Genomic DNA, 13,643 nt, shown 5'->3' with positions numbered 1-13,643 from the left:
AGGAGACCACGGAGCCATGGACAGCAGCCAGTACCAGCGCCTTCGAGCGATCACCCCGACGACCGAGCTCGGCACCGAATTCGACGAGTACCTGTGGGGTGCGCTCTACGAATACGCCGAAGGGGACACGCCCGCGCCGGACCAGATCGACCAGATCACGCACGCCTGGGCCATCTCGCCCGAGGGCTACGGCTCTACCGACATCGCGCTCCTCGCCCACCTCACCGACGGGCGCTGGGCGACCTGCGTGGCCTGGTCGGACACCACCGGCTTCGGCTGCCGAGAGGGAGTCGACTGGCGGATCAACGACACCCGCGAACTCGCCATCAGCCAGGGCCTCGACAAGGAAGCCCGCAGCCACCTCGGTCTTTCCCTGCACGGCGAGGAGCCCGCGTCATGACCGCACCCGTGCAGCCCGCCCTGGACGGCAGTGTCCCGGCCGCGCGGCAGACGAAGACCCAGCGGCAGGCCGAGGACTACGAGACGTGGCTCGCCGAAGTCTGGCCGGTGTTCATCACCGCCGCCGCCACCGGCCGCGTCTTCACCTGCTACGAGATCGCCGACACGCACAACCTGCCGCAGCCGCCCAACCCGCAAGCCCACTGGGGCCGGCTCATGACGCTCCTGCAGGACGAGGGCTACGTGAAGAAGGCGGGCTGGGCCTGCTCCGCCCGCCCCACCGTCCACCACTCCGGCGTCCGCACCTGGAAGGGCACCGCCGCCGCAAGGAGCGCCGCCTGATGAAGAGCCCCGTCCCGTACTTCGGCGGCAAGCAGCGCGTCGCCCCGTGGATCGTGTCGCTCCTGCCGGACCACGACCACTACGTCGAACCGTTCTGCGGCGGCCTGTCCGTCCTCCTCGCCAAGACACCGTCCCGCATGGAAACCGTCAACGACCTCGACGGCGAACTCATGACGTTCTGGCGGATCCTCCGCGACCAGCCGGAGCAGCTGCTCCGCGCCTGCCTCCTCACCCCGCACTCGCGCGCCGAACTCACCGCCACCTGGGAACCGACCGACGACGACCTCGAGCTGGCCCGCCGCATCTGGTGCCGCCTCGCCCAAGGCCGCTCCGGCACCCTCCGCAACACCGGCTGGCGGCACTACATCGACCCCGCCGGATCAGCCACGTCGATGCCCGGCTACCTCGAGGCCTACGTCGACCGGCTCGCGGCCGCCGCGGAGCGACTGCGGGAGGTCTCGCTCGAGAACCTCCCCGCCCTCGACCTGATCGCCAAGTACGGCAAGCAGCCCCGCGTCCTGCTCTACATCGACCCGCCCTACCTCGGCACGACCCGCGGCTGGGGCAACAACTACCGCGTCGAGATGAAGACCGAGCTTGAGCACCGCGAACTCGCGGCCGCACTCGCCGACTGCAAGGCGACCGTCGTCCTCTCCGGCTACCACAGCGACCTCTACCTCGAGCTGTACGACGGCTGGCACCGCTACGAGCAGTCGACCATGACCGGCAACGCCAAGACCGACAAGGACCGCACCGAAGTCCTGTGGTCCAACCGCGTCCTCGCAGGCCAGTACGACCTGTTCAGCGAGGTGACCGCGTGACACCCCGCCTGGAGCATCTGCCGCTCGCCCGCCTGTACCTGGCCCTGATCGCCGCAGGAGCCGCCCTCGGCGCCCTGTACGCGGCTGTTGCGGTCGGCGTCGAACAGCTGGCCGGGAGGCGGACGTGAACGCCGACACCGTCGACGGCTACCGCACCGCCGGCAACCACCTGCCCCCGATCGCCGACTGGTTCATCAACCTCGTCGCGCAATACGGCATCTGGACCGTCATCGGTGTCGGGACCGCCGCCATCGTCGCCGTCATGTGCGCCATCGGAGCCGGCTGCCAGCTCATCCGCTGGCACCGCCAACGACGAGCCGACGAACGCGCCATCCGGCAGCTCGAACTCTTCGCCAACGACCCCGACAACCACCGGAAGGAGACGCCGTGAGCCGCTACGACTGGATGGAAAACGCGGCCTGCACCCAAGCCGACCCCGACCTCTTCCACAGCAACGGTCACGGCGCCCCATACCGGCGAGCTCAAGCCATCTGCAACAGCTGCCCTGTCCAGCCGCAATGCGCCGACTTCGCCAACACCGTCGAGGGCGGCGCCGGCAAGCGCAGCCGGCACGGACTGTGGGCAGGCAAAGCCCCCCGCCAGCGCGAAGCCAACGCCAACCGGCTCAGCCGCCAGGCCACCCACGAACTCATCCTCCGCCTCCACGACCGCGGCGGCATGAAAGCCAAGCAGATCGCGGAAGCCGCCGACTGCGACGAACGCACCGTCTACCGAGTCGTCAAGCAAAACCGCACCGACGCCTACCAGGAGGCCGCATGAGCACCCGCGCCGCCATCGTCGAGTTTCTTAACGCCGGCTACAGCGACCGTGCGATCGCCCGCCAGGTCCACGTCCGCACCGACACCGTCGGTGAGATCCGCGCCCGGCTCGAACTGCCCGTGCACAAGCCGGGACCGAGCCGCTCCACGCACGAAGACCTGTTCTGGCGGCGGGCAGTACCCACCGTCGACGGCCACCTGCTCTGGCCGTACAGCACCACCGCACTCCGCGTCGGCCACGAGGGACCCAGGCGGTCCGCGTACCGGATCGCGTTCGCCATCCGCTGGCAGCGCGAACCCGTCGGATCCGTCAAGCCCGGTTGCGGTGTTGCGCGATGCGTCCACCCGCGGCACGTCGAGGACCAGCAGATGCGAGAGCAGTACGCGGCGATCTTCGGGGAGGTGGCCGCATGACCGGCCTCAGCAGCGAGATGCGCCGGCAGGTCGAGAAGTTGCTGCACGCCGGGCACAGCGACCGCGGCATCCACCAGGCAACCGGCGTTGCCCGCACGACCATCGCCCGCCACCGGCGCCGCCTCGGCCTGCCCAGCTACCTGGTCACCGCCGACGGCCCCGCATGCAGGCACGGCCACCCGTTCCCCGAGAACATCGCCCACGACAGCAACGGCTGGCTGATCTGCCGCGAATGCCGACGGCTGCACGGCCGTAAGCAGGCCGCCCGCGCCTACATCCCGGCCCAGCCCGACCAGGCCGCCATCACGCGCGCCGCGGCGGGCGATCCGCCCGACCGGCTCACCCCACGCGAACGCCACGCCGCCATACGGCGACTCGACAGCCGCGACTACTCAGCCGCGGTCATCGCCGAACACGTCCGCTGCAGCCCGCGCACCGTCCACCGCGCCCGCAGCAAGCAAGCCGCCTAGCCCGGACATGACGAAGCCCCGCCGGAAGGCGGGGCCGGGAGGAGGGGACGTGACGTCAGTCGTCGACAGCCAGAGCCGCGGAGTGCAGTGCGTTGCGGATGGTGAGCGCCTGGTTCTTGTAGTGCGGGCTGGCGTCGTCCCCACGGTCCTCGGTGCGCCGGTGCAGCTCGTCGATGATCGCCCGGTCGCGGATGGCCTGCTCGTAGAACTCCGGCGGCACGACGTAGGCGCTGCGTTCGCCGCGCTCAGTGAAGGCGCCGGAGCGCTTCCCGTAGCGGACGTCGCGCAGCAGCTGGGTCAGGTTCGCGCGGGCGTCGGTCATCGACACCTCGGCGATGCCGTCGTCGGCGATTCGAATGCCCTGGTCAGCAGCCATGGCCAGAGTGTAAGTCATTGCCAATCCTTCCATAGTTACCAATCTTTAAAGTAGTATGGCAGCGCCAGGTACGGCGTGCCAAGAGCAGCTAACGACCCCTGCCTGAAGCTCGATTGAAAGAAGACCTCAATGCCGAGTCGGTTCGAGTACGAGCGGGCAATCCGCGACAGCGAGCTGCCCCCGCTGTCGCGCCTGCTCACGCTCACGCTCGCCACCTGGGCGGACGTGAAGACCGGAGTCATCCCGGCACGCCTCACGCCGTCCCTCTCGATGCTCGAATCGGCAACCGGCATGGACAGGTCGACAGTCCGCCGGCACCTCAACAAGCTCGAAGCCGACGGATGGGTCGGACGAGACCGGCCCGCGGTCGCAGACGCCCGGTCGAAGAAGGCGCGGACCCAGTACACGATCACCATCCCCAAGGGCGTCACCGTGCCCGAATCGGATGGATATGAGCTAGGGGCAGAGAACACCGAAGCTAGGGGCACACAGCCCCTAGTCGAGCCCGGACTAGGGGCACAGCGCCCCATGGCTAGGGGCACACAGCCCCTAGAGCTAGGGGCAGAGAACCCCATGACTAGGGGCACCGTGCCCCTCAGTAGTTCCTACGGACCTAAGCGGTCCACAAACGTCCATCAACAGCAGGGCCCCGGCGCCGAGTCCGGCCGTGACGGAGATGCAGATGTTCTTCGCATCGCGCAGCCGCTCATCACCGAGATGACCAAGCGGGGCATGCGCGTCAGTTGGCAGATGCAGGCAGGCGACTGGAAAGAACTCGCCGACCTCGTCCGCACCCGCAGCGTGCCCGTCCTGGTCGACCACGCCGAGCGCGTCTGGAAAGCCGCCAAGTCCACGCCCTACTCGGCCCGGTACTTCATCGACGGCTGGCGAGGACTGCCCGAGGCGCCGGCCGACTCGGCACCCACGCTTCGCGCCGTCTCCGGCGGCTGGCGCCCCTTCCAGAACCCCGAGAACCACGACGTCTACGACGAACCACTCATCTAAGGAGACCCATGTCCGACCAGTGGATCCCGCCCAGCCAACGCCGCCGCGGCCTGGACCTCGCCGCCCTCGGCGTCCGCCCCGGCCGGTACGTCCTCCCCGACGTCACCGAATTCCTCGTCAGCGCCGACGGCAACCGCGAAGGCGCCGCTCGCCTCAACGCCTACCTCGCCGGCGAAGCCAGCCTCGACACCCTGCAGCCCGCCGAAGTCGCCTTCGTCCGACAGCACTTCCTCAAGGCCGCCGAAGAGCAGCGGCAGAAGTGCATCACCTACTTCGAGACCAAGGTTCCCCGCCGCTACGGCTCCGCACAGCCCAACGAACTCGCCGCCGCCTGGGCCCAGTCCGTCGTCGCCAACCCCGAAGAGACGCGTTCGCTGCTCGTCGTCGGTCCGACTGGCACCGGCAAAACGCACTACGCCTACTCGGTGCTCCGCGCCATCGCCGAGACCGGCACCACCACCGGCTGGGCCGCCTACACCGCCGCCGACCTGTACGCCCAACTGCGGCCCCGCACAGGCCGCGACAGTGAAGCCACCTTCGAGGGGATCTCCGGGACCGACGTCCTGTTCGTCGACGACCTCGGCGCCGCGAAGCTCACCGAGTGGACGGAAGAGGTTACCTACCGGCTGATCAACCACCGGTACGAGCAGTGCCGGCCCGGCATCTTCACCAGCAACGTTCCGCCCTCGCAGCTGCGTGACGCCCTCGGTGAGCGGATCGCCTCCCGGCTCACCGAAATGTGCGAACGGATCACCCTCAAGGGCGACGACCGCCGGAAGGGGATGGCGGCATGAGCGACCCGCTGACCTTCGCCGACGCCCGCACCCTCCAGCAGCAGGGCGACATCGGCCGGTTCATCAAGCACCACATGACCGAAGCCCGCCGAGCCGCAGCCCACCGCCGCGGCCTCGTCCTCCGCTACCCCGACCTCGCCGCCCAGCTCACCCAGCACCCGATCAACCACTCCTCGCCCGAGAAGTGGAACGGCTACATCCCCCCGGCCACCGACTGCACCGGCGCGATGAACACCGCCCGCTGCCGGCCCGCACTCCTCACCCTCGTCGCCGAAGCCGAACGCCGCCAGAGCCAGCCGAGGGACACCGCGACGGGACTCGAGGAGGCGGCATGAAGCGGCCGATCCTCCCGCGCCTCAGCCGCTGGACCTCCATCGCCAAGTGGGCGCGCACCGTCGCCTGCTGCCCCGAATGCCAGGTCCCGCCCGGCACGCCTTGCCACCGCGACGGCATAGCTCTCCCGCACGGAACCGTCCACGCCCGCCGCTACCAGGAAGCCGAGGCCGCCGCCGCATGACCCGCCCGGCCGACGGGGCCCCGCGGTGCGCGGCGTGCAAGCGGCGACTCCGCCAGCCGTCGCCCACCGGCCTCGGCCCCGTCTGTGACCGCCGCCTCAACGGACCACCACCCGCCAAACCGAGCAGCCACCGGCCAGACAGCGATCGCGTGATCCCCGGCCAGACCGAACTCCCGCTCACCGAACACCAGCCAACCCTCTGGAGCCTCTGATGCAGCCCCGCACCAACACCCCCGACCGAAAGACCGTCAACGACGAAGGCCGCACCGTCACCAGCATCAAGGTCAAGCGCGCCTGCAACGGCTGCGGAACTCTTCTCGGCGACGCCGACAACCGCGACGTCGACAACCGCGGCGAACTCACCGACGTCCGCGCCGAGTGCGACCACTGCCGCCCCCTCGTCGAGCTCGAAGACTCCGGCTGCACCACCTGGCGGCTCACCCGCCGCGCCATCGGCGCCATCGACGACGAACTCGACCGACTCGGCGTCTACGCCAAGGGCTACTGGCAGGAAGTCGACGGCAAGCTCACCGTCGTTGGCCTGCGCGTCGGCACCGGCGAGACCCGAGTCGTCGCGTTCTTCGGCGACTGGCTGATCCGCCACCCCGATGCCACCTTCGCGATCCACAAGGCGCCCACGGAGGTGACCGCGTGACCCGCGGAGCTGGCCGCAGTCGCGGCTACCGAGCGCAGGAATCCGAGCTCCGCCCCGGCAAGGTCGTGGTGCCGTTCGGCGAGAAGACGACGATCTGCCCGGCCTGCCGCCAGCACAAGCACTACGCCTGCTGGGCACACACGGCGGCGCTCGGTATCGGCGGGGAGCTCGGCTGCCCGTGCGGCTGCCACGTCCCGCTCGACGAGCCGCTGATGACTGACGAAGCCATCGACGACATGGCCGCCCACGGCACCCTCGCCGACCACGTCAAGTTCCAGAAGTCCTGGGCCCTCGGCTCCGGGGCCATCCACTTCGGCGAACCCTGCCGCCGCTGCGCCGCCGTCGAGGCATCGCGCACCGGACAGCAGACCGCGCTGCCTCCGGGGGAGTCATGAAGGTCCGTGCCGACATCGCCGCCCTGATCCGCGAGGGCCACACCAACGCCCACATCGCCCACGTGCTCCATTGCGACGAGACCACCGTCGGCAAAGCCCGGCAGGCCCTCCGCTACCCGCCAGCCGGCGCCCTCGCCCGCATCTACGCCGAAGCCGCACCCACCGGCCAAGTCCGCGACTACCGGCCGCCGACCGGATGGATGCCGCTGTCGCCCGCCCAGCAGGCCGCCAACCGGGCCGCGCTGCTCGCCGCAATCCGCGAGGCCGCCTGATGTCCCGCCGTTGGCTCCCTCACCCGCCCGCCACCATCCGTCCCGCCCCGTGCCCGACCGGCCAACCCCGGTACACGACCCGCGCGCTCGCCCTGGCCGCGACGGTCGGGCATGTGTGCGCGGCCCGCCTCACCCCGGCCGCCTGCCCGCAGTGCGGCGGCATCCACCTCAACCACGCCGCCTGACCTCGCCCGTTGTTCCCCGCCCGTGGGGGACCGGTACGCGCCCAGACCGCACCCGCGGCCTGCGGTGAACGCTGTGACCTGCACGTTTCAGCCGAATGGAGAGAACGAATGACCGACCTGACCACCCGCATCTTCACCCGCGATCAGCTCAAAGAGATCGGCGTCCCGGACATCTGGAGTGCCGCCGACAAGACCAACGCCGCCGAGCACCTCCACGAGTCGCAGGTCGACTCCCGCCGCTGGGTGTCCGTCCACGAGCTGGTCTTCCGCGCCCCCGACGACGGCCTGGCGTACCGCGTCTTCTACGAGCAGGGCCTCACCGAGAGCCAGGACGACACCGACCCCTGGAACGACGAGGACGAGGTCAAGGCCGTCGAGGTCGAGCAGCGGCCCGTCGTCATCCAGCAGTGGCTCCCCGTCGACGCGCCCCGCGACAAGGGCCTCGACCTGGTCCTGCCCGCCTGGGAGGCCGTGTACGAGCCGGGCAACGTCTCCGACTACCTGATCGGCTACGCCAACGACGAGGTCGGCGCGAGGGGCGCAGCAGAGGCGTGGCTACGCTCGCAGGCCGAGGTGACCGACCGCCTGGAGTGGGTGCCCCAGACGGCGGGCGACGGCTACGACGCGGAGTTCGAGCTGATCGAGCGGCACGACGACGGCGTCGACACCGGACCGGGGATCACCGTCCGCCGCCGCACCGCCACCACCACCCACGCAGCCGAGGCGGCGCAGCGATGACCGTCTACCGCATCGAGTTCGGTCCGGCTTGGCCCGTCCCGTCGATCACCGTCGACTACGCCGACCCGAACGTGGCCGCCCGCGCCGTCGCCGAGCACGCCATCCCGCACCTGCGCCCCGCCCTCGCAGCCAAGGGCCGACCCGAACTCGCCGACTGCTTCTTCCAGACGAACCGGGAACGCACCGCCGGCCAGTTCATGTGGCTGAGCCTCGCAGGCGAGAAGGCCGCCCAGTTCTGCCCGGCGCGACTGACCGCCGAGGGGGCGCAGCGATGACCGCCCACCCGCTCGGCGTCGAAGTCTCCTGCGACGGACCCGACGACCAGACCGACTGCCCCGACAGCGCCGCAGTCCGCGCCAGCTTCGGATCGATGACCGCCCCGCAGGTACGGGCCGACGGGCGCAGGGACGGCTGGACCAGCCGCCGCAGCCTCGGCCGGCTCCGCGACGTCTGCCCGGCCTGCCGAGCCTCTGCCCCGTCTGTGTGACCTCCCCGCCCACCACGAGAAAGCAGAACCCAATGACCCAGCAGCCCGCCCTGCGCATCCTCAGCCTCGGCGCCGGCGTCCAATCCACCACCCTGCTCATGCTGTCCGCCGACGGCACCCTTCCCAAGGTCGACGCCGCCGTGTTCGCCGACACCGGCTGGGAACCCGCCGCCGTGTACGAGCACCTCGACCGGCTGGAGGCCGAGGTCGCCCAGCCCGCCGGGATCCCGATCTATCGGGTGTCCACCGGGCAGATCCAGGAAGACGTCCTCGACCCGGACAAGCAGCGCTCCCTGCCCGCACACACCCGCGACCCCGAAACCGGGGAGCACGGGATGCTGAACCGGCGCTGCACGCAGACGTACAAGCTCACCCCGATCCTGCGGCAAGCCCGTCTCCTCCTCGGCGCACAGACCTCCGACCCGGCCCCGTGCCGCTACTGCGACGGCACCGGCGAGCGCATCGCCCCGTGGCGCGCCAAGCGTGACGACCACACGCCCGGCCCGTGCTCCGTCTGCAACGCCACCGGCACCCTCGCCCGCGTCGGACAGCCCCCGGCCGGCGTATGGGCGGAGCAGTGGATCGGGTTCTCCACCGACGAGATCGGCCGCGTCTCGGATCGCGGCGACACCCGGTACTCGCGGTCCCGGCATCCGCTGCTGGAGCTGAACATGTCCCGCACCCAGTGCGACGCCTACCTCAAGCACCGTGGTTGGACGTCGGTCGAGAAGTCCGCGTGCATTGGCTGCCCGTTCCACGGCAACGCCGAGTGGCGGCGCATGCGGGACACCGACCCCGAGTCGTGGCAGCGGGCGGTCGACTTCGACAAGGCGTACCGGACCGGGCCAGGTCTGCGCCACGAACGGTTCCTGCACATCTCCCGCCTGCCGCTCGGCGAGGCGCCGATCGACCGGGTGCGGCCCTCGGAGTGGCAGCAGGACACCGTCTTCGACGCCGTGTACGACGCCGAGCTTGCCGAGCAGGGCGACCCCGACGGCTGCTCCCCGTGGGCGTGCCGGTCCGGACAGCCCGCGGCGTGAGCACGCACACGGGCCACCTGCCTGCCGGTAACAGGCGGGTGGCCCGCACCCCGAACCCTACGCACCACGCATCTGGAGCTGACATGACCCACACCCACCAGCCCGACGACCTGCTGCGCCGTACCGAGTCATACCTGTCCGCCCTGCACGGGAGTGTGGCCCGGCACGACAACCTCGCCGCGAACTACGGCTGCGCGGGCTGCGAGTTGCGGGACCAGACCCGCGCCGCGCTCCGTGCCGCCGCCTCGGTCCCGGCGCAGGCGCCCACCACCCAGGCCGCGGCGCTGAGCGACGCCGAGCAGACGATGCTGGCCTACGCCCTCGACCAGGCTCAGGAGCGGATCTGGGTGGAGGGCGGGTTCACCGAGGAGGACCAGGCCGCGGTCGACTCGCTGCGCCGCCGTGCCGTGCTGCCCGCCAACCAGACCACCGACCGAGCCGCGATCCTCCGCGCCGAGGCCGAGCACCTCCTCCGCGACCTGTACCCGGCCGTGTACGAGGATGCCGGGCAGAAGACCGCGCAGGGCGTCAACCGCGCCGTCCGGGAGCTCCTCGACCGGGCCACCGCAGCCGAGCTCCAGGCCGAGGTGTACGCCGCGTCCGGCCCGCACGACACGGACGACACGACCGGACAAGCCGAGCCGCAGGCCGACTTCCAGGACCGCGGCGAGGCGGCCCGCCGCGCAGCCGGGATTGACGGCACCGCAGGCGACGCCCAGGACGTGACGCACACCTTCGTCCTCGACGAAGCCACGGGCGGTTGCCTTGTCTGCGGTCTGTCGCCCACGTACCGCAAGCACGCGCCCGCCGTCGTGTCCCAGCCCGACGGGGAGGCCTGAACCGTGGCCGACTTCACCGCTGAGACCGTGACTCGCACGATCCGCCGCTGGATCGTCCCCGCCGCCGAACCGTGGGGCGCTGCCGCTGCCGAGATCGGTAAGGCGTGGGCGGTCGCCGAGCTCGCCTACCGGGAGCACCACGGGATCCCCGAGGACCGGCCGCTGCACGACGACGCGCTCCGGTTCCACGTCAGCGACGACGAGATCGTCATCGAGTTCTTGACCGAAGCGAACACCGCCTGACCGCCTTGCCGCCCCTGCGTCGTGGGGGCGGCACCCGCACCGCACCGCCGGAAGGAACACCTGATGCCTGAACAGCCGTGCCCGTTCTGCGAGATCGTCGCCGGACGCGCGCCCGCAAAGATCGTCGAGGAATGGCCCGAGGCCATCGCGATGGTCCCGCTTAACCCTGTCGTCGAAGGCCACCTGCTGGTCATTCCGCGCGAGCACGTCCCCGACTTCGTCGCCTACCCCAAGGTCTCGGCGGCGACGATGCTCTGCGCGGCCGAACTCGTCGCGGGCATGGGCTCGTACAACCTGATCACCAGCAAAGGCCGCCCGGCCACCCAGTCCGTGTTCCACCTCCACCTGCACCTCGTGCCCCGCGCCGAGAACGACGGGCTCGCACTGCCCTGGTACAGCGGCAAGAAGCGATCCGGCGTGCAGCTCAACGTCCAGCCCGCGCCCGACGACGACGCCTACGCCCGAGGCTTCGCCGCAGGAAGGCGCGCCCGATGACCGCCCGTTCCCTGCCGCTCGTGCAGCCGGCGCTCCGCATGTGGACGATCCTCCGCCGCTGCTACCGCGGCCAGGACCCGGTCGCCGTCCTCGGCCGCGGGCTGGAGATGCTCGCCGCCGCGGACGGGCACCTCGCCCCCGGCGGTGGCATCCGGACGGCGCGGGACGTCGAACGGGCACGGAGGCGGACGTGAGCGCCCTCACTGCCCGGCAGCGGCAAGTCCTCCGCCTGACCGCCGCCGGATACACCAGCACCCAGACCGGCCACCGCCTCGGCATCGACGCCCGCACCGTGTCCCGCCACCTCGGCGAGGCCTACAAGACGCTCGGCGCCCACGACCGCGCCCACGCCGTCGCGTTGGCCATTCACCACGGGCACATCACGCTCGCTGAACTCGCGGCGATTGCGCAGGAGTCGACCGCGCGGGACGCCGAGGGGCCACGGGAGCCCGTGGACGCCCCTCAGGGCGGCCGGGAGGCGTCGCGGGCCGCTCGGGACGGGCGAGGCGCTGCCAAGCCGTCACAGGCGCCTGCAGGCGAGCCGGAAGGGCGGGCCGCGTGAACGACTTCACCCCCGGCCCCCGCAACCGGCGTGGCCGACCGCAGATGACCGACGCCCAGCAGGCGCTCGCCGACGAACTCGCCCGCCGGGCCGCGCAGATGCGGGCCGAGTCGGACGGCGAGCTGCCCATCGCGGAGGCCGTGGAGCTTGCCGCGTTCCGCATGGGGGTCGAAGTGCCCCAAACCGCCCACGAATCTGGAGATGAGACGTGACCGCAGCATCGCACCCCACCGAACAGGGCCCAGGAAGGCCGCTGAGCGCCCCCCTCGCGGCCTCAACCCCCGAAGTCGGCACCCGAGGAGGTTCGAAGGGGGAGTTCGGCCCGCAGACGGGCGCTCAGGGATTCGACACAGACCCGCGCCCCCTGACCGACGCCGAGCTCCTCGCCTGGGCGGTGGTGATCGAGTACCGGCAGCTACAGCACATCAGCGGCATCACGATCCTGCTGCTGCCATTCCCGCCCTGCCCCACCTGCCAGGCCACGGTCTACGAAGCGACCGCCTGGTGGCAGCAGGACACCCTGCGAAACGAGGTCACGCTCGACCTCAAGCCTTGCGGCCACAGCCACACGTCCAGCCGCGCCGACGTCGAACGGATCTACCGCCACCTCGGCGCCATGCTCCAGGCGTTGGAGACTCGCCTGCCCACCACCGACGAGATCGTCCAGGAGGCGCGCGCCCGGGCCGGTGAGCCGGAAGCGGCCACTGTCTGCATCCATCCCGAGGGCTACGACGGCGAATGCCCGTGCCCGACCGGCTGCGGCTGCTGCCCGGTGACGGCCGCGGTGCTCGGCCCGATCGGCTACGCCCGCCGCCAGCAAGCCGAACGAGCCGCAGCGGCGCCGTCAGACCCCGAGGCCGCCGTCGCCCGCATCCGCGCCTACGCCCAGCACGCCATCGACGCAGGCGACACCGGGCCCGGACCCGACATCGGCCAGCTGCTGATGCGGCTCCTCGACGGAGACGAGACAGCGACCCAAGCGACTGGCATAGAGACCACCGCCCGCGTCTTCGCTGGCCTCCACCGCTCCGCCGAGCAGGACGTCACCCGCGTGATCGAGCTGTACGAGCGATGGGTGAAGCAGGGCGCGCCGCCACTCGGTGTGCCGATCGCCCGCTGGTGGGACAAGCGGCTCGTCGAGCTGCACGACGCGATCAATCCGTCTGCCCCTGATGGCGGGCCGACCGTCGCCGAAGCCGCCCAGGCCGACCGGAACTGGGACCTCGAACGCCACGGCGAATAGCCGCGCCACACCCGTCAGCACCCGCACGACAGGAGACGACCCGTGAACGAGATTCCCGCCAAGACCGAGACCTTCGAGACAGAGCCGTCGCGCCGCCCGCTTCCGCCACTCCGGAAGGGCTACTGCCCATGGAAGGAATCCGGTCCCGACGGCAACCGCACCTGCAGATTCCTTGCAGGCCACGACGGCGACTGCGACATGCAGCCGGTGACGCCGTGACCGATCCCGAACTCAAAGCCGCGTACCGCCGCCTCGAAGAGGCCATCCGAGCCGTCAGCGAACTAGAAGGCGCCCGAGGCGTGATCACCGAATGGGTCGTCGTCACCGCACACCAGTCCTATGACGAAGACGGCGACCCGTCCGTCCAGATCGGCCAGTGGATGCCCGACGGCGGTGAAGTTCCCTACCACCGCGTCATGGGGCTCCTCGACTACGCGCTCACGATGCGCCGAGCTGAGATCGCCGAAGCCTGACCCGCCAGCACCCGCACCGCCGCATCAGGTAACCGACCCGCTCCATAGCCAACGACAAGGCCCCCGCCAGCCCAACGGCCGGCGGGGGCCTTCTGCATC

General features: G+C 70.8%; 30 protein-coding genes and 1 pseudogene. 30 read left to right on the top strand and 1 reads right to left on the bottom strand.

All coding sequences use genetic code 11. The features are described from left to right. Positions 1-16: 16 nt before the first annotated feature. Genes ACFWBT_RS21810 through ACFWBT_RS21775 form a run of 8 tightly spaced genes read left to right on the top strand, consistent with a single transcriptional unit; the run spans position 17 to position 3,225 of the window. A complete protein-coding gene (locus tag ACFWBT_RS21810; RefSeq protein ID WP_385702783.1) occupies positions 17-400 on the top strand; it encodes a hypothetical protein in 384 nt (127 codons plus the stop codon). Beyond that, positions 397-741, top strand: coding sequence for a hypothetical protein (locus ACFWBT_RS21805; protein ID WP_385702780.1), 345 nt, complete (start codon positions 397-399; stop codon positions 739-741). The genes ACFWBT_RS21810 and ACFWBT_RS21805 overlap by 4 nt, the downstream gene beginning before the upstream one ends. Then, positions 741-1,562, top strand: a complete 822-nt coding sequence (locus ACFWBT_RS21800; protein WP_385702778.1) for a DNA adenine methylase — start codon at positions 741-743, stop codon at positions 1,560-1,562. The genes ACFWBT_RS21805 and ACFWBT_RS21800 overlap by 1 nt, the downstream gene beginning before the upstream one ends. Then, positions 1,559-1,690 (top strand): hypothetical protein, encoded by a 132-nt coding sequence (locus ACFWBT_RS21795; RefSeq protein ID WP_385702775.1) that lies wholly within the window; start codon positions 1,559-1,561, stop codon positions 1,688-1,690. The genes ACFWBT_RS21800 and ACFWBT_RS21795 overlap by 4 nt, the downstream gene beginning before the upstream one ends. Continuing rightward, positions 1,687-1,953 carry a hypothetical protein gene (locus tag ACFWBT_RS21790; RefSeq protein ID WP_385702773.1) on the top strand — a complete coding sequence of 89 codons (267 nt, stop codon included), beginning with the start codon at positions 1,687-1,689 and terminating at the stop codon, positions 1,951-1,953. Before ACFWBT_RS21795 ends, ACFWBT_RS21790 begins: the two co-directional genes overlap by 4 nt. Beyond that, on the top strand, positions 1,950-2,342 hold the full coding sequence (locus tag ACFWBT_RS21785; RefSeq protein ID WP_385702771.1) for a WhiB family transcriptional regulator: 393 nt from the start codon (positions 1,950-1,952) through the stop codon (positions 2,340-2,342). The genes ACFWBT_RS21790 and ACFWBT_RS21785 overlap by 4 nt, the downstream gene beginning before the upstream one ends. Beyond that, positions 2,339-2,755: a hypothetical protein gene (locus tag ACFWBT_RS21780; RefSeq protein ID WP_385702769.1), complete on the top strand. Its 417-nt coding sequence runs from the start codon at positions 2,339-2,341 to the stop codon at positions 2,753-2,755. Before ACFWBT_RS21785 ends, ACFWBT_RS21780 begins: the two co-directional genes overlap by 4 nt. Further along, a complete protein-coding gene (locus ACFWBT_RS21775) occupies positions 2,752-3,225 on the top strand; it encodes a hypothetical protein (RefSeq protein WP_385702767.1) in 474 nt (157 codons plus the stop codon). The genes ACFWBT_RS21780 and ACFWBT_RS21775 overlap by 4 nt, the downstream gene beginning before the upstream one ends. 55 nt (positions 3,226-3,280) lie before the next feature. Here ACFWBT_RS21775 and ACFWBT_RS21770 read toward each other — a convergent pair whose 3' ends face one another. Beyond that, on the bottom strand, positions 3,281-3,601 hold the full coding sequence (locus tag ACFWBT_RS21770; RefSeq protein WP_385702764.1) for a type II toxin-antitoxin system prevent-host-death family antitoxin: 321 nt from the start codon (positions 3,599-3,601) through the stop codon (positions 3,281-3,283). Positions 3,602-3,730: 129 nt separating this feature from the next. On the opposite strand from ACFWBT_RS21770, the pseudogene ACFWBT_RS21765 reads away from it, so the two are divergent. From ACFWBT_RS21765 to ACFWBT_RS21660, 22 genes and pseudogenes are all read left to right on the top strand, one after another. Beyond that, positions 3,731-3,946, top strand: a pseudogene (locus ACFWBT_RS21765) (helix-turn-helix domain-containing protein); the annotation flags it as partial. Positions 3,947-4,318: 372 nt separating this feature from the next. Further along, positions 4,319-4,606: a hypothetical protein gene (locus tag ACFWBT_RS21760; RefSeq protein ID WP_385702841.1), complete on the top strand. Its 288-nt coding sequence runs from the start codon at positions 4,319-4,321 to the stop codon at positions 4,604-4,606. A gap of 8 nt (positions 4,607-4,614) precedes the next feature. Continuing rightward, complete coding sequence (locus ACFWBT_RS21755) at positions 4,615-5,400, top strand: ATP-binding protein (protein ID WP_385702762.1); 786 nt, start codon at positions 4,615-4,617, stop codon at positions 5,398-5,400. Further along, positions 5,397-5,735 carry a hypothetical protein gene (locus ACFWBT_RS21750; RefSeq protein WP_385702759.1) on the top strand — a complete coding sequence of 113 codons (339 nt, stop codon included), beginning with the start codon at positions 5,397-5,399 and terminating at the stop codon, positions 5,733-5,735. Before ACFWBT_RS21755 ends, ACFWBT_RS21750 begins: the two co-directional genes overlap by 4 nt. Continuing rightward, positions 5,732-5,917, top strand: a complete 186-nt coding sequence (locus ACFWBT_RS21745; protein WP_385702756.1) for a hypothetical protein — start codon at positions 5,732-5,734, stop codon at positions 5,915-5,917. Before ACFWBT_RS21750 ends, ACFWBT_RS21745 begins: the two co-directional genes overlap by 4 nt. A 211-nt stretch (positions 5,918-6,128) precedes the next feature. Continuing rightward, on the top strand, positions 6,129-6,572 hold the full coding sequence (locus tag ACFWBT_RS21740; RefSeq protein WP_385702754.1) for a hypothetical protein: 444 nt from the start codon (positions 6,129-6,131) through the stop codon (positions 6,570-6,572). Next, complete coding sequence (locus tag ACFWBT_RS21735) at positions 6,569-6,967, top strand: hypothetical protein (protein ID WP_385702751.1); 399 nt, start codon at positions 6,569-6,571, stop codon at positions 6,965-6,967. The genes ACFWBT_RS21740 and ACFWBT_RS21735 overlap by 4 nt, the downstream gene beginning before the upstream one ends. Further along, entirely contained in the window at positions 6,964-7,239 is a 276-nt protein-coding gene (locus ACFWBT_RS21730) for a helix-turn-helix domain-containing protein (protein ID WP_385702749.1), read from the top strand. The genes ACFWBT_RS21735 and ACFWBT_RS21730 overlap by 4 nt, the downstream gene beginning before the upstream one ends. Beyond that, the gene (locus ACFWBT_RS21725; protein WP_385702746.1) at positions 7,239-7,424 is read left to right on the top strand and encodes a hypothetical protein; all 186 of its coding nucleotides are present in this window, start codon (positions 7,239-7,241) and stop codon (positions 7,422-7,424) included. Before ACFWBT_RS21730 ends, ACFWBT_RS21725 begins: the two co-directional genes overlap by 1 nt. Before the next feature lie 108 nt (positions 7,425-7,532). After that, entirely contained in the window at positions 7,533-8,162 is a 630-nt protein-coding gene (locus ACFWBT_RS21720) for a hypothetical protein (RefSeq protein ID WP_385702744.1), read from the top strand. Next, positions 8,159-8,437, top strand: a complete 279-nt coding sequence (locus ACFWBT_RS21715; protein WP_385702742.1) for a hypothetical protein — start codon at positions 8,159-8,161, stop codon at positions 8,435-8,437. The genes ACFWBT_RS21720 and ACFWBT_RS21715 overlap by 4 nt, the downstream gene beginning before the upstream one ends. Continuing rightward, a complete protein-coding gene (locus ACFWBT_RS21710; protein WP_385702740.1) occupies positions 8,434-8,649 on the top strand; it encodes a hypothetical protein in 216 nt (71 codons plus the stop codon). Before ACFWBT_RS21715 ends, ACFWBT_RS21710 begins: the two co-directional genes overlap by 4 nt. A gap of 32 nt (positions 8,650-8,681) precedes the next feature. Then, on the top strand, positions 8,682-9,689 hold the full coding sequence (locus ACFWBT_RS21705; protein WP_385702738.1) for a hypothetical protein: 1,008 nt from the start codon (positions 8,682-8,684) through the stop codon (positions 9,687-9,689). An 83-nt stretch (positions 9,690-9,772) separates the two neighbouring features. Further along, positions 9,773-10,528, top strand: coding sequence for a hypothetical protein (locus ACFWBT_RS21700; RefSeq protein WP_385702737.1), 756 nt, complete (start codon positions 9,773-9,775; stop codon positions 10,526-10,528). A gap of 27 nt (positions 10,529-10,555) precedes the next feature. Beyond that, positions 10,556-10,771, top strand: coding sequence for a hypothetical protein (locus tag ACFWBT_RS21695; protein ID WP_385702736.1), 216 nt, complete (start codon positions 10,556-10,558; stop codon positions 10,769-10,771). Positions 10,772-10,834: 63 nt separating this feature from the next. Beyond that, positions 10,835-11,266: an HIT family protein gene (locus ACFWBT_RS21690; protein WP_385702734.1), complete on the top strand. Its 432-nt coding sequence runs from the start codon at positions 10,835-10,837 to the stop codon at positions 11,264-11,266. Next, positions 11,263-11,460, top strand: a complete 198-nt coding sequence (locus tag ACFWBT_RS21685) for a hypothetical protein (RefSeq protein ID WP_385702731.1) — start codon at positions 11,263-11,265, stop codon at positions 11,458-11,460. The genes ACFWBT_RS21690 and ACFWBT_RS21685 overlap by 4 nt, the downstream gene beginning before the upstream one ends. Beyond that, on the top strand, positions 11,457-11,828 hold the full coding sequence (locus tag ACFWBT_RS21680) for a helix-turn-helix domain-containing protein (protein ID WP_385702729.1): 372 nt from the start codon (positions 11,457-11,459) through the stop codon (positions 11,826-11,828). Before ACFWBT_RS21685 ends, ACFWBT_RS21680 begins: the two co-directional genes overlap by 4 nt. Then, positions 11,825-12,040 (top strand): hypothetical protein, encoded by a 216-nt coding sequence (locus ACFWBT_RS21675; protein WP_385702726.1) that lies wholly within the window; start codon positions 11,825-11,827, stop codon positions 12,038-12,040. The genes ACFWBT_RS21680 and ACFWBT_RS21675 overlap by 4 nt, the downstream gene beginning before the upstream one ends. Further along, positions 12,037-13,071, top strand: coding sequence for a hypothetical protein (locus ACFWBT_RS21670; RefSeq protein WP_385702725.1), 1,035 nt, complete (start codon positions 12,037-12,039; stop codon positions 13,069-13,071). The genes ACFWBT_RS21675 and ACFWBT_RS21670 overlap by 4 nt, the downstream gene beginning before the upstream one ends. 42 nt (positions 13,072-13,113) lie before the next feature. Continuing rightward, positions 13,114-13,290, top strand: coding sequence for a hypothetical protein (locus ACFWBT_RS21665; RefSeq protein WP_385702722.1), 177 nt, complete (start codon positions 13,114-13,116; stop codon positions 13,288-13,290). Then, positions 13,287-13,544: a hypothetical protein gene (locus ACFWBT_RS21660; RefSeq protein WP_385702719.1), complete on the top strand. Its 258-nt coding sequence runs from the start codon at positions 13,287-13,289 to the stop codon at positions 13,542-13,544. The genes ACFWBT_RS21665 and ACFWBT_RS21660 overlap by 4 nt, the downstream gene beginning before the upstream one ends. Positions 13,545-13,643: the final 99 nt, after the last annotated feature.

It is taken from the genome of Streptomyces sp. NPDC060027 (assembly GCF_042737005.1).
GTDB lineage: Bacteria > Actinomycetota > Actinomycetes > Streptomycetales > Streptomycetaceae > Streptomyces.
This window is presented reverse-complemented; position numbering and strand designations above follow the sequence as displayed.